Annotated in this window: 14 protein-coding genes; 2 read left to right on the forward strand and 12 right to left on the reverse strand. The window is 29.7% G+C overall.

What is annotated here, in order from left to right; translation table 11 throughout:
* Positions 1 to 2 precede the first annotated feature (2 nt).
* Complete coding sequence (gene modC / locus A9G25_RS05550; protein WP_065626111.1) at positions 3 to 683, forward strand: molybdenum ABC transporter ATP-binding protein; 681 nt, start codon at positions 3 to 5, stop codon at positions 681 to 683.
* Here modC and A9G25_RS05555 read toward each other — a convergent pair.
* From A9G25_RS05555 to A9G25_RS05570, 4 genes are all read right to left on the reverse strand, one after another.
* On the reverse strand, positions 662 to 1,414 hold the full coding sequence (locus tag A9G25_RS05555) for a UDP-2,3-diacylglucosamine diphosphatase (protein WP_218057545.1): 753 nt from the start codon (positions 1,412 to 1,414) through the stop codon (positions 662 to 664). The genes modC and A9G25_RS05555 overlap by 22 nt on opposite strands.
* Positions 1,407 to 1,898, reverse strand: a complete 492-nt coding sequence (gene ppiB / locus A9G25_RS05560) for a peptidylprolyl isomerase B (protein ID WP_065626113.1) — start codon at positions 1,896 to 1,898, stop codon at positions 1,407 to 1,409. The genes A9G25_RS05555 and ppiB overlap by 8 nt, the downstream gene beginning before the upstream one ends.
* A 64-nt stretch (positions 1,899 to 1,962) precedes the next feature.
* Positions 1,963 to 2,814, reverse strand: coding sequence for a bifunctional methylenetetrahydrofolate dehydrogenase/methenyltetrahydrofolate cyclohydrolase FolD (gene folD / locus A9G25_RS05565; RefSeq protein ID WP_065560709.1), 852 nt, complete (start codon positions 2,812 to 2,814; stop codon positions 1,963 to 1,965).
* Positions 2,815 to 2,877: 63 nt separating this feature from the next.
* A complete protein-coding gene (locus tag A9G25_RS05570) occupies positions 2,878 to 3,567 on the reverse strand; it encodes a DUF2884 family protein (protein ID WP_065626114.1) in 690 nt (229 codons plus the stop codon).
* Between the two features lie 449 nt (positions 3,568 to 4,016).
* Here A9G25_RS05570 and A9G25_RS05575 point away from each other — a divergent pair, with 449 nt between their 5' ends.
* Complete coding sequence (locus A9G25_RS05575) at positions 4,017 to 4,283, forward strand: GrxA family glutaredoxin (protein ID WP_065626115.1); 267 nt, start codon at positions 4,017 to 4,019, stop codon at positions 4,281 to 4,283.
* A gap of 60 nt (positions 4,284 to 4,343) precedes the next feature.
* On the opposite strand, the gene tsaB is transcribed toward A9G25_RS05575, so the two are convergent.
* From tsaB to msbA, 8 genes are all read right to left on the reverse strand, one after another.
* Positions 4,344 to 5,024 (reverse strand): tRNA (adenosine(37)-N6)-threonylcarbamoyltransferase complex dimerization subunit type 1 TsaB, encoded by a 681-nt coding sequence (gene tsaB, locus A9G25_RS05580; RefSeq protein WP_034912055.1) that lies wholly within the window; start codon positions 5,022 to 5,024, stop codon positions 4,344 to 4,346.
* 22 nt (positions 5,025 to 5,046) lie between these two features.
* Positions 5,047 to 6,957, reverse strand: a complete 1,911-nt coding sequence (locus A9G25_RS05585; RefSeq protein WP_065626116.1) for an ATP-dependent DNA helicase — start codon at positions 6,955 to 6,957, stop codon at positions 5,047 to 5,049.
* A gap of 367 nt (positions 6,958 to 7,324) precedes the next feature.
* Positions 7,325 to 8,518, reverse strand: coding sequence for a glycosyltransferase family 9 protein (locus tag A9G25_RS05590; RefSeq protein ID WP_065626117.1), 1,194 nt, complete (start codon positions 8,516 to 8,518; stop codon positions 7,325 to 7,327).
* Positions 8,519 to 8,546: 28 nt separating this feature from the next.
* Complete coding sequence (locus A9G25_RS05595; RefSeq protein ID WP_065626118.1) at positions 8,547 to 9,500, reverse strand: glycosyltransferase family 8 protein; 954 nt, start codon at positions 9,498 to 9,500, stop codon at positions 8,547 to 8,549.
* Between the two features lie 57 nt (positions 9,501 to 9,557).
* Positions 9,558 to 10,547, reverse strand: a complete 990-nt coding sequence (locus A9G25_RS05600; RefSeq protein WP_065626119.1) for a glycosyltransferase family 2 protein — start codon at positions 10,545 to 10,547, stop codon at positions 9,558 to 9,560.
* Between the two features lie 89 nt (positions 10,548 to 10,636).
* Positions 10,637 to 11,617: a glycosyltransferase family 8 protein gene (locus tag A9G25_RS05605; RefSeq protein ID WP_065626120.1), complete on the reverse strand. Its 981-nt coding sequence runs from the start codon at positions 11,615 to 11,617 to the stop codon at positions 10,637 to 10,639.
* A 105-nt stretch (positions 11,618 to 11,722) separates the two neighbouring features.
* Positions 11,723 to 12,799 (reverse strand): glycosyltransferase family 10 domain-containing protein, encoded by a 1,077-nt coding sequence (locus tag A9G25_RS05610; protein ID WP_065626121.1) that lies wholly within the window; start codon positions 12,797 to 12,799, stop codon positions 11,723 to 11,725.
* A gap of 81 nt (positions 12,800 to 12,880) precedes the next feature.
* Positions 12,881 to 14,620: a lipid A ABC transporter ATP-binding protein/permease MsbA gene (msbA, locus tag A9G25_RS05615; protein WP_065626153.1), complete on the reverse strand. Its 1,740-nt coding sequence runs from the start codon at positions 14,618 to 14,620 to the stop codon at positions 12,881 to 12,883.
* Positions 14,621 to 14,650: the final 30 nt, after the last annotated feature.

Consider the following 14,650-nt stretch of genomic DNA (forward strand, 5'->3'; position numbering starts at 1 on the left):
ATATGTTAAAAATAGATGTTCGCAAACAACTTGCTTCGTTTTCGTTCCAATTCAATCATGAGATAGCCTGCCAAGGGGTTACTGCTATTTTAGGCGTTTCTGGCTCGGGAAAATCCACACTAGTAAACCTTGTTAATGGATTAATTAGACCTGATCAAGGTCAAATCCAACTGAATGGCTTACCACTCGTTGATTGCGATAAACACCTTTTTATTGCTCCTGAAAATCGGCATATTGGTACCGTTTTTCAAGATGCATTACTTTTCCCTCATTATAAAGTTATTAAAAACCTGATTTATGGTGCTAAAAATTCCAAGCAATCAAGATTTGATGAAATAGTTAATGTACTTAATATCCGACCATTATTAAATCGTTATCCTGCCATGTTATCTGGTGGAGAAAAACAGCGAGTAGCAATTGGTCGAGCACTATTAACCAACCCTTTATTACTATTAATGGACGAACCGCTTTCTGCTCTCGATATGCCAAGAAAAAAAGAATTGTTAACTTATATTAATAAATTAACTAATGAGCTAAATATACCCATTATTTATGTGACACATAATATTAATGAAGTTAAACAAATAGCCGATAATGTTGTAATTTTAGATCAAGGCAAGCTGATTGAGTTTGGTAAGACCAAACATGTTTTACAAAGTGACTATTTAAAAGAATGGTTATAAAGCTCTAAAGTATTACTATTTTCCGCTTGTTTAATATATGTCACGCCATCATGCCAAGCACCAAGCACCGCACGAGTTGCAGTGTTGCCTTCAATTTGAAAATGATGTACAGCAGGTTTATGTGTATGACCGTGCACCATAATATCTGCATTATATTTAACCATCATTTCAATAACTGCTTGCTGATTCACATCCATGATATTTTCAGATTTGAGTTGATTATGTTGACTACTTTTTTTTCGTAACTTAGCTGCAATTTTCAACCGAATAAAAAGTGGTAAAAATAAAAATAATTTTTGAAGCCATTTATTATGCATAATTTTTCGGAAATTTTGATATTGATGGTCGTCAATACACAGTAAATCACCATGTAAAAAAATGATGTTTTTTCCTTGATTAGGAAGGCAATTAATCTCGGGCAGTAAGGTCATTTCGCATTGTTGCGCATACTTTTTCCCCAATAAAAAATCACGATTACCATGAACGAAATATTTTCTTATATTACGTTTTGATAAGGCTTGTAAAGCCTGCGCAATTTGATAATGTAAGTTTGTTTTTACATCATCCCCAACCCAGTAATCAAAAAGGTCGCCTAGAATGTAAAGCTCGCAGTTGTCGGGCAAAGTATCCAAAAAAGACAAAAAGCCTGCGGTTATATTAATATAACCTGAAGCAGGCTCATTATCTGCTAAATGAATATCAGCAATAAAATAACGAACAGGATTATTCAACCGTGACACTCGTAATAATAACATCTTCAACAGGAACATCAGAATGCATACCACTGCGCCCTGTTTTAACAGCTTTTATTTTATCAACCACATCAAGCCCATCAACAACTTGTGCAAAAACACAATAGCCATAACCATTAATGTCCGCAGAGCGAAAGTTGAGATAATCATTATCAACCACGTTGATAAAAAATTGCGCAGTTGCCGAATGAGGATCTGATGTACGTGCCATTGCTAAAGTACCACGTTCATTTTTTAGACCGTTATTTGCTTCGTTTTTAATTGGTGATTTTGTCTTTTTTTGGTTCATTCCTGGTTCAAAACCACCACCTTGAATCATGAAATTATTAATAACACGATGAAATATTGTGTTGTTATAAAAGCCTTCTTTGCAATATTCAACAAAATTTTTAACAGTTTCTGGCGCCTTATCATCAAAAGTTTTGATTTTAATATCACCTAAATTAGTGTGAAATACAATCATTGCATAATCCTTTTTTTAATATATATCTTTCGAATAAAATTTAGTAAATCTAAATTAATATAATTTATTTACCAAATTTTTCACATGCTTCTAGTGTATTGCTCATTAACATAGCAACGGTCATTGGACCAACACCACCAGGAACAGGCGTGATCCATCCCGCTCTTTTAACAGCAACATCAAACTCTACATCACCTGCAAGTTTACCATCTGGCAAACGATTGATACCAACATCAATGACGATTGCACCCGGCTTTATCCACTCACCCTTAACATAATTAGCAATGCCTACTCCCGCAACAACAATATCCGCATTGCTAACATGTTTTGCTAAATCAATAGTACGACTATGGGTAATGGTTGTTGTGCAACCTAATAATAATAACTCTAATGCCATTGGACGACCAACAATGCTTGATGCTCCTACAACGGTAGCATTTAAACCTGACAGATTTATGCCAGTAGATTCTAGCATTTTGACTACGCCATAAGGAGTACATGGTCGCAAGATTGGATCACGCTGTAGCAAGTGTCCAATATTATATGGGTGAAAACCATCGACATCTTTACTTGGATCAATACGTTCAAGAACCTTTGTTTTATCAATATTATCAGGTAAAGGCAGTTGTACTAAAATACCATGCACATCTAAACGTTGATTTAGTTCATCAATTAATGCTAATAATTCATCGGTGGTCGTCGAGGTAAAGTCATAAGCAAATGAAACAAAACCAACATCATCACAAGCCTTTTGCTTATTTTTAACATAGATTTTTGATGCAGGGTCTGAACCGACTTGAATTACAGCTAACCCTGGGACTGAGAGTCCTTTTTCAATACGCATTTTGACTTTATTAGCAATTTCAGTTCGTATTTGTTGTGCTAATACTTTCCCATCAATTATATGTGCAGTCATAAGCTTCCGTTTAACTATCTTATTAGAGGTATCATTTTCGCAAAAGTTTTTATTAATGTCTATTTAGTTATGAATTGATTGATTAAGTTGATTCAATATTTGTTTGTATTGAGCATCAATATCTGTAATAACTGAACAAATATGAGCATCAAAAGCTTTTAATTTAGGTTTTTGAGCCTTCCATTCATTTTTAGAAATTTGTTTAATTGCTCCATAATTTTTAAAAAATTCGAAATGCAAAATACTTCCGCCCACAACATTATAAAAAATGCGTTGACCAATATCTTCTCCATCTTTTTTGATATTATTAAAATGTCGATAAGAAAATCGCGTATTACCATTTTCAGTAATAATTGATGCATGTAACAACTTAACTAAACGTTTATATAATTTGTTTAACTCGCTTTTTAGCTCATTATCATCGCCCAATTGATTTTTTATTGCTTTTTCAAAAGTTTCTTTAACTTCAGTTAAAAGGCTTAATGATTGTTGTTCTAGTAGCGGCAACTGTTGACGTAAATCTTGCTGAAATTGAATCAGTTCTTTTTGTAATGATGGATTAAGTGATATCGTTTCTTTATTTAAAATGACATTACCAATTGGCATGATAATTAAATCATTTTTTTTATCAAAAATATGTACACTTTCTCTATTTATCGTAATGTCATAACTGGGCTTAATCCCACACTCTTTTTTAGCAGCAAATACGGTGATAGGTAACAACAAAGCAATCAATATCAATTTTTTTAACATATTCATATCCAGCTAGTTAATTCATGAAAATTATAACGTCTACCTGAAAATAAACATAATAAAGTTGAGCTTATGTTGTGATTGGAAAAACAAACAAGTCAAGATTAGCACAAGCTATTTCTGAATGATTTTTACAGAAATAGAACTATCTTTTTGTCTGAAAGTTAAAAGGTTATTAAATTATGTTTATATTAGGTGTTTAGTTTTTTGATATCAAGTTTACTGAAGTATTAAGTGATAAATTTAAAAAATGCTAGCTTTCTGAATAATAATTCTAAATTATGAAAAAATAAGCAAATAGATTTAACTTTTCAAACATAAAACTAGATTAGCTTTTCAAGCCCAATATCAATAGGTATAATCTATTTAATCAACTATATTTAACAACTTTTTTTTAATTTAAAGTAACGTATAGTATCTATATGTGAAACAATTTATTCGAGGTAAAAATGTATACTGTAATTTTTGGACGTCAAGGTTGCCCTTATTGTGTTCGAGCTAAAGAACTAGCTGAAAAACTTTCTCAAGAACGTGATGATTTTTCTTATCGTTATGTTGATATTAACGCAGAAGGCATTACTAAAGAGGATCTGTCTAAAAGTGTAGGTAAACCTGTTGAAACAGTACCTCAAATCTTTATTGATGAAAAACTAATCGGTGGTTGTACTGATTTTGAAGCTTATGCAAAAGAGCATTTAGGCTTATTTAAAGAATAATGTAAATGAGTGTATTAAATTCAAGCCACTATTTGGTGGCTTTTTAATATTTACTTGTTATTAACGACCTGGTAGTTTTTTCCAAGTTACCTCGTTACGTAAATAAGTTGGTTCTACTTCCTCAACATTAACAACTTCATTCTTTAACCATTTATTCTTAGCAATAACGACTAGATCTTGTGCATGAGGTAATAAGATATCACTTTGTCTTATTCCTTTAATCATATCTGGATAAGTTTGCCAACCAGTGCCAGCACAATAATTATCATTACCTATATTTTCCACTTTTTCTATTACTTTTTCAGGTGCAATAACACATTCTGGAATAACTATTTGCCATTGATTATTGGTGTAATAGTATTGTCCTAAATAGACTTCCCCCATTCTGGCATCAATTGTAGCAATGACTTTTGTGGCTTTTTGTGTTCGATATACACCTTGAGCCAAGGTCATCAACGTTGAAACTCCGATCATTGGTTTGTCAATGCCTAATGCTAAACCTTGTGCAACACCAATGCCAATTCTAACACCAGTAAAACTACCAGGTCCTTGTCCAAAGGCTATGGCATCAACTTGAGCAAGTGAACAATCTGATAGTGCAAGAAGCTTATCCACCATTGGTAATATTTGCTTAGTATGATCGCGTGCTGATATGATGAAATCATGAGTGATTTCATTACGGTAAATTAAAGCTACCGAACATGCTTCTGTTGAGGTATCAATAGCTAAGATAGTACTCATTTCTTTTCCAAAATATTTAAGTTTATAAGTTAGTTTTAGATAATAAAAAATTAATAACTTTATTTACATCTCGTGTTCTTGGCGATGGAGGTAAACTATTAATAAAGGTTGCACCGTAAGGTCTCATAACCAAGCGATTGTCACAAATAATAATTGCTCCGCGGTCATTATGATGGCGAATTAATCGACCTACACCTTGTTTTAAGGTAATAACAGCTTCAGGTAATTGCACATCATTAAATGCATCTCCACCTTGCATTTGGCAATCTTCCATACGAGCTTTTATTAAAGGATCGTCTGGAGATGTAAATGGTAATTTATCTATAATAACACAAGATAAGGTATCGCCTCGAACATCAATACCTTCCCAAAAACTACTGGTAGCAATTAATAAGGCGTTTCCGCTATGTATAAATTGCTCAAGTAATTTTACTTTGCTTGTTTCACCTTGTACTAATACTGGTAATTTGGTGAGTTCTTTAAACTGTTTTGCTAAAGCATTCATCATGGCATAAGAAGTACATAGGAAGAAACAACGTCCATTGTTTGCTTCAATAACTGGCAATAATATATCGACCAATTTTTCAGCATTACCTTGTTCATTAGGAGAAGGAATATAACGCGGAACACACATGACAGTTTGATGTAAATAATCAAATGGGCTTTCTAAAATAAGGGACTCGGCATTTGTAAGACCAAGGCGCTTAGTAAAATAATCTAATTTATTATCAACAGACAAGGTTGCCGAAGTAAAAATCCAACTACCTTTACGTTCTGCTAATAGTTCAGAAAATTTATCGGCCACTGATAATGGCGTTATCGCAAAAACAAAATAATTATAAGTACATTCATACCAATAACTAAATCCAGTTACATATGTTTCACTTAATTTTTTTAATAAGCTGATGTATTGATTTACTCGTTCAAAGCAGTTATCTAATGCTGTAGATCGCCCTATTGCCAACATTAAAACCTCACGACAAAAATCTAATGCATCATAAAGATAAGATAACTCTTTTTTTATTGCTTGCTGTTTGAATAACACTCGCAAATTACCTTTAGGTGGTTGCTGATTAATTGCAATACGCAAATCTTGAACACTTTTTTGCAATTTATCTGCACACAGCTGTAGCTGAGACATATCTTTTACTTCAGTGCGATAGCTAAGTGTTATCTCTTTTGCAAGTTCTAGTAGCTGACGACTAGTTAACTGTTGTCCAAAATAGTGACAAGCCAGATCTGGTAACTGATGGGCTTCATCAAAAATCATTACATCAGCCTTAGGAATAAGCTCACCAAAACCTGTATCTTTTACCACAACATCGGCTAAAAATAGATGGTGATTAACAACCACAATATCCGCATTTAAAGCACGCTTACGAGCCTTAACAACATAACAATCATTATAATGTTCGCAGTCACTTCCAAGACAGCTTTCGTTTGTACTGGTTAATACTGGCCAAATTGGGTTTTCTTCCGTAACAGTTATACATTTGCTAATATCTCCATCTTTGGTTTTAATTGACCAATTTTTGACACGAACTAAATCAACACGTAAATTTTTATCAAGATCTCCTGCAGCTGCATATTGATTATACAATCGTTCTAAACAAAGATAATTCGATCTACCTTTAAGAAGAGATATTTTGCCAGTGTAATTTAATGCTTTTTTGATAATAGGCAGATCTTTACTAAAAAGTTGATCTTGTAGATTCTTGGATCCCGTGGAAAGTATTACTTTCTTTTCACTACGTAGAGCGGGTACTAAATAAGCGAATGTTTTACCTGTTCCAGTCCCAGCCTCAACAACAAGAGACTGTTGCTTATTTATTGACTCTGAGACTTTACTTGCCATGTTTCGTTGTGGCTCTCTTGCCACAAATCCATCAATAGCTTTAGCCAATAAACCATTATCAGAAAAATCATCAATCACTTAAATATACCTAATAAAAAACTAAGTTCAACACACCAATAAAATTAAGAAAATATATTCTAAGAAAAATAAAACGTTATGAAAATATAATGAAACATTTCAAAAATGAGATGAATTTATTATTGCTGAATTGAATAATTAAAAAAACTTAATATACTATATCAATTAATATTTTCAAAATATAGGTATCTACAAAGCATAGTATATTAACTACTTGAAATTGTCAGATATAGTATAAAAATTCAAATTTGAGTTTTTATTTATTACCAATTTTATTAACAGTTAATTAAAAATAAATTATTACATCATTCTCTTTTGCAATTATGAGCATCACAATATTATTATTTTGTATATTAATTAAGTGAATTTATCCTAAATAAGATGATATACATCTGCTAAATTCATCATTGTCTACTTTTGCTAAAAAAGTTTTATAAAATACAATTTGTTTCGCATTCGGATTATTAGGAGACCAAATTTGATCATAACAATATGGTATTTCTACTAATAGATTATTTTTTTTCAAATAAGAATTATCTACCAAATTATTACACGTTTGTCGGTAATAGTCTTTCCATTTCTTACGCATTATCAAATTAAAATCGTCTGTTTGTTCGAATAGATTTGATTCTGAATAAATGGTTAAACATGGTTTATTGAATGCTGCTGTAATATGCACTATAGAAGTATCAACAGTAATAACATATTCAGCTTTTTTGATTAAAGCAATGACATCTAAAATGGTATTTGATTGAAATATTAATCCTAAGTCAAGTTTAACATTTTTAAGTTTATTGGGTTCACCAATAAAAATAATTTTATGATCTGGTTTGTTTTTTTTCATGAGTGAAACAATATGCTCCATTTGCCATTGAGACAATTCACGCTTTCTTGCTCCACCAAAAGGGTTAATAATAACAAATTTATCTATATTATTTTCTAATATAAAATTATCAACATTTTTTTTATTATTATCTAAAATATAAAGATCATAATTTTCATCATAATTTTTAATGTTCATATACTCATATATTTTATTTAACTGATTAGTAATATGAGCATTATTATTATAATAAGGAATTGAAATATTATATGATTTTACATTACTTTTATTAAATCCCATCAAATGAGTTGAGTTAGTAAATACACAAAATATAATTTTACGCATTTCAAATGAATAAAATGGTCTTGTATCAATTACTAAATCAAAATGATGCTTTCTGATTGTTTGTATAGTTTTAAATAAATCCTTTAACGAATAATCATTATAACTAAATGTAGCTTTAACATTAGGATTATTTTTAAGAATATCTAAACTTGATTGTTGCGAAGAAACATAAACATCATAACCAGCTTGAGCAAGATTTTTTATTAAAGCGGTAGTTACAACCATATCGCCAATTTTATCATTACGAGCTATTAAAATAGTTTTTATTTTTGACGGTTCAAATATCGTTTTTCTTTTAGGAAAAGAACACATTAGAATTTTATTTAAAAAGTAAAAAAAATATAGTTTTATTTTTTTTCGAATAAACTTTAATTGCCAAGAAAAATGACTCATAACTAGAATTCCTATAATATTTTATATTTTATTTCTTTTTTCTGTATTTTAATAATAAGTATTGAATGAAAAATTTTATTCCTTTATAAAAGTCACCTTTTCTAAAAAATGATTTCGCATATATACGATAGTCATTAACTCTCATTCTAGGTAGATAACTTTCTAAAGGTTTATTAGCCCATGGTGTAAAATGCTTGTAAAATACATATAAATTTTGTGCCGTTCCTTCATGTTCTTGATACCAAGGTTTTCTGGCACCAGTAAAGTGGATAAAAAATGGTAGAATATCTTCATTATCAAAGATTTTATTCTTTTCTGTTTCAGTCATCCATGTAAATAAATAATTCCATCTACAATCAACATACTTAACTTTATTTTGAAGAATAAGATTTAAAGCATCTTGATCAGGATAAACAAGTCTATATTGTTGCGGATTTAACAAAACTGAATTAACTTTATTTTCTATGTCAGAATCACACCAATTTTTTGTATTAATATAGAGAAAACCCGAATTAAAATAATTATCTGAACTTAACTCCAAACGAGTAATATTTTTTTCAATATTTTTTGAAATTAGAGAGTCAGAAACAACAGCACAAACCACTGAATCAATATCAATCTGATTAATTGATGATATATCACGAAAACATAATATATCAGCATCCAAATATATAAATTTATCAACTTCATTCTTCAGTAATCGAGGCACAAGAAGTCGAATATACATTGATCGATTGATATGCTGTAATTGATGTTCAGTTTGATATTTATCTAATTCATTTTTTTCAATAAAATAACTTTTAATAGAAACATTCAATTTTTGTAATTTATGAACAGCCTCTTTTGGAACATCATAAAGAAATACATGAAATTGAAGATGATTACCTAAATTATTTAATTGAATTGATTTTATTGCTATAGCTACATATTCAAGATAATTACCATCGGTACAAAAGGCTATATTTATCACTTCATTTTTCATATAAATTGTCCTTGTTATAGCATTAACAATAAATTACTGTTTAGTTTATATCTTGAGTTATTTTCCAGTTTCACGCCTGATATATCGATAGTACAAACTACCCCAAAACCAAATGGCTAGACAATTACTTTTTATTATATTCATTTTTTTGATATCACTTTTTGGTAAGTACTTTTTATTTACCAATTTCATATCACTAGTAAATTTTAGATCTTTATTTAGATAATAATAAATTTTTTTATAGTTAAATTGTTTTAAATATTCAATAAGAAGTCTTACTTTTAATTTAACTACTATAGATTGAACTCGCTGGTAAATCTCTTCTTTGTCGTTTTTAATGTAATTATGCTTCAAATAATACTCAATCCGTTCCCAAGTTACTATATTCTGTAAATATAATTCAATAGTAGCAATTGAATTTGTTACCGATTTTTCTCTATATAAATAGTTGAATAAATGATCTTTAACTACAGCCACTTCGCATTGACTTATAGCTTTAATAGTAAAAAAGATATCCTCACAAATTTTAAGGTCAGTATCAAAAGTAATATTCTTATCGAGTAAAAAAGAACGCTTAATTAGCATGCCTGAAATATGAAAACTTTTTTTGATAAAACTATTAAGTATATTTCCTTCTTCAAAAGGTAGATATTCTTTAATACTTTTATTCTTTTTTACTCGATAAAAACCACAATAAACAATGTTAAAATTGGTTTGTTGTTGGCGAATTAACATTTTCTCAAAAAAAGAAGACTCATAAGTATCATCACTATCTAAAAAACAGATAAACTCACCTGACGCATATTTAAGAGCATTATTTCTGGCAACAGACACACCACTGTTATTCTGATGATAAACAATAATTTTAGCATTTTTTTGTTGGTATTCATCTATAAATATACCTGTATCATCAGTTGAACCATCATCTATAATGATTATTTGATAATTTTGATACGTTTGCTCTTCTATTGATTTTAATGTTTTTTCAATAACATCTCTTGTATTGTATGCTGGTATAATTACGGATATAAGAGGAGTATTATTCATATATGCCTTTAGTAACTTTTTAATTATAAATATATCGATTATCTAAAACTACTTATTAGGATAAATATAAAAAAATGATCATTATTTGATTATCTTTTTAATAATTTATGTTTTAAATATAACAAGTAGTAAAGAAAAGCACAGATATATTTTCTTTGAGTGATTAAAAATTTAGCATAACGTCTGGTTGTAGATGGGGAAAGATTATTTGCTAAGGCTAGCTTGGCTTGATACCAAGGTGAGCCATCAATGAAATTTTGATAAGTTGATGTCAAATAGAGTTTAAACCAAGGTTTACTTCCCGAAGTATAATGTATAAAAACTGCACCCTTTTCAGCTTTTTGCTGATCCTCATGGCCGCCAACACTTAACAAAGTAAGACAATTATATTTTGTGGGTAAGTAATAAATATTATTACTTAATAAAATATTTAGCACATCCTGATCGGGAAATTTATAAGCAATCCCTTCATTTAATAAATTAAGTGCTTTTTCTGTGATATTAGCTTCATTCCACTTTTTCAAGTTGTATAACAAAACTCCAGAATTAAAATAACTACCATACTCAATTTGAAATTTTTTACATTGGGAATTTTGTGTATTTTCAACATCAGGTACTGCAGCAATAACTTTATCAGCTATATTTAAACTAAATAGTTCATCCAATGATGCCAAACATAAAGTATCACTATCAACATAAAGTAATTTAGTTACTTCTTTAGGAATAACTAATGGAGCAATAATTCGCAAACAAGCAGAAATAGGAAAATATTTTGTATTGTTAGCGTGAATCTTAAATTTATCATTCAGATAGTATTGCGTTATTGAAACATGATTTGATGAAAGCTGTTCTATTTTACATTTATTATCATTTGATACGTTTTGCATAAATAAATGAAAATGTAATTTTTTATTTGGATTATTGCTAATAATAGAATACATATTAACGCCAGCTGGTAAAGCATAATTATCATCAAAGCATAGCAAAATATGCCATTGTGTATTAGTATCATTACTTTCATTATCAATAATAGTTTTTTTACCTTCTATGAACTTAGTTACATCTATCATCTATAATAACCACTTTGAATTATTTAATAATATTTGAAAATTAATCTAATTATTATTTTATCTATATTTCTAGTTTAAACACTTATAAAATATTATCTCAATTATTTAAAAATAACCTTCTATATATGTTTTGTACATATAGTCTTCATTATTACTAAATTGTTGAACAGTCATGAAATTTTTCATAATTGCGTTTTTTCTGGATATATAATCAGCTTCTGAACATTGTTTGATAATATTTTCTATGTTATCAATTTCGCTTTCTTTAACCCTAATAATACCATCTTCATCAAAAAATTGATCTATTTTACTAGCACCTATATAAATAGGCACAGTTTGTGTAGCAAAACAATTTGTCAACTTTTCAGTAAAACAATACCCAGATATTTCATTTTCAAACACAATAGAATAACGGTAATCTTTCAATGTTTCATAAGGATTAATAAACTCTCCACCATCAAAAGTTCCAAAAGTATCAACCTTAGGATGATTTTTTAATTTAATCGCAGTTAAAATTCTTTTTAGATGCAATTCACATAATTTTTTATTTGACGATAATATTGAGATATCTTTATTTTTTTCATAAAACAAATTTTGTTGAAATATCTCATCTAAGTTCGATAGCATTACAAAATCGCCAGAAAAAAGCTTTATATCGGCACAAAAAGGAACAAATCTTGCATTAGGTATTTCATTTAGAAGTTGTTCATCATAAGTAAAAATCAAATCAAAATCTTTCTCTAACCCTCTATATTTTTGAAATATTTCATAACTATCAGGCTTTATACCTTTAGTTTCAACCAAAGCACCAAAACGGCCTGTTGGAGATCCCATTGTCTCCAACATACGTCCATGAGTATAAAGATGCAATGGAAGTTCAAAATTATATTTATCCCAATATATCAGATTACTTGTTTGTGAAGATGCATTAGGTTTGTAATTATCCCTTAAAAAAATAACTCTTAATCTTTCTCCTTTTTTATTATAAATTTCAGGCTCAACAGGACATAATCGAACATTATGCTTATAAATAGGAATATAAATATCTTGATATACTTTAGCTTTCTTTTTAGACAAAATATACGGTCGAGTGCTACCATACTTTTTGGTTAGAAAATATTTCTTTTTTTTATCTTTCACAAATAAACAAGCACAATCTGTAACAATTCTTTTAATACTCATTTAATATCCTATACTCCTAAATTGACTATATCCTATTAAGCTTAATAATGATCAATGAACTATTTCTTATAACATTACAACTTATAAATGATTTGCTTGATATAATTTATTATAAACACCATCTTTTAGAAGTAATTCGTGATGTGTTCCCTGTTCTATAATCTCACCAGCATCAACAACTAGTATTTCATCAGCATTCTCAATAGTTGATAAGCGATGTGCAATAACAATTGAGGTACGCCCTTTTTGTAGTTCAGAAAGAGCTTGTTGTATTGCATATTCCGATTCAGTATCTAAGGCTGATGTTGCTTCATCTAAAATCAATATAGGATTATCACGTAATAGTGCTCGAGCAATTGCTATTCTTTGCCTTTGCCCACCAGATAATAGTATTCCACTTTCTCCCACTTTAGTATCAAATCCATGCTCACTTTGCATTATAAAATCATAAGCGTAGGCTTTTTTTGCAGCTTCTTCTATTTGTTGTTGCGTATATTCACCAATTCTTCCATAGGCGATATTATTAGCTATTGTATCGTTAAAAAGATGAATGTTTTGTGATACTAAACCTATTTGATCTCGTAAACAATGTAATGTGAAATCATGAATGTTATGCCCATCAATTAAAATTTGTCCTTTAGATATATCATAAAAGCGAGTAAGTAAACTTGCTATTGTCGTTTTCCCTGAACCTGAGCGGCCAACCAAAGCAATTGTTTTTCCTGCAGGAACAGAAAAACTAATGTCTTTAAGAGCTGGCTCTTTTCTAGTTTCATAACTAAAAGTTACGTGATCAAATACAATATTTCCTTTTACACGATCAACACTAATAGATCCATTATCTTTTTCTAAAGGTTGTTCAAAGATTGCAAATAAAGTTTGACAAGCAGCCATTCCTTTTTGAAAATTTGCATTAACACTGGTTAAATTTTTAATAGGTTGCATTAATGCTACTAGTGATGAAAAAACGACAGTAAATTCTCCAGCTGTAATATTTAAATCAGGATCACTTGCGGTTAATAACACAAAAGCAATAGCAAATGAGATCACCAATTGTATTATTGGCGTTGATAGTGCAGAGATAGAAACTAAACGCATTCCATCACGGCGAAATTTATTGCTAACTTTTTCAAAATTTTTCGATTCTTCATTCTGTGCACCAAAAACAATAATTTCCCTATATCCCTTTAGCATTTGCTCAACTGCCATGGTGACATTTCCCATAGAATTTTGCATGTTTTTTGCCAATTTTCTAAATTTTACTGAAATAAAAGAAATTAACCCAATTACAATAGGAGTCACAACAAGTAAAGATAGTGATAATTGCCAACTATTATAAAACATTGTATAAAATAGCCCACATATAAAAGCTGATTCACGAATTATCGTAATTAAAGCATCCGATGAAGACGCTGCAACTTGATCTGTATCATATGTTATTCGCGACAATAACCTTCCTGTTGAGGATTGATCGTAAAAACTTACAGGTGCATCAACAAAATGTGCGAAAAGCCTTTGTCGAATGCGCATGACAATTTTACCAGAAATCAATGCTAATAATATAGAATAACCATAATTAGCAATACCACGAATAAACACTAAACCAAAAATATAGATAGGCGCCATATATAAAAATTCTCGGTCATTCATTGAAAAACCAAGATCGAGTAAAGGGCGCAATAGGCCTATTAATGAAGTATCGGCAAAGGCACTAATTATTAACAAAATTATTGATATAAATAATACTAATTTATGTTGAGCAATATAGGGCCATAACTTAGTAAAAGTACACCAAGTTGAAGAGTCCTTATCAATATTGATACTTTCTTTATGATTATTTTGATTCATATT

Source organism: Gilliamella sp. Bif1-4 (genome assembly GCF_001690535.1).
GTDB lineage: Bacteria > Pseudomonadota > Gammaproteobacteria > Enterobacterales > Orbaceae > Gilliamella > Gilliamella bombi.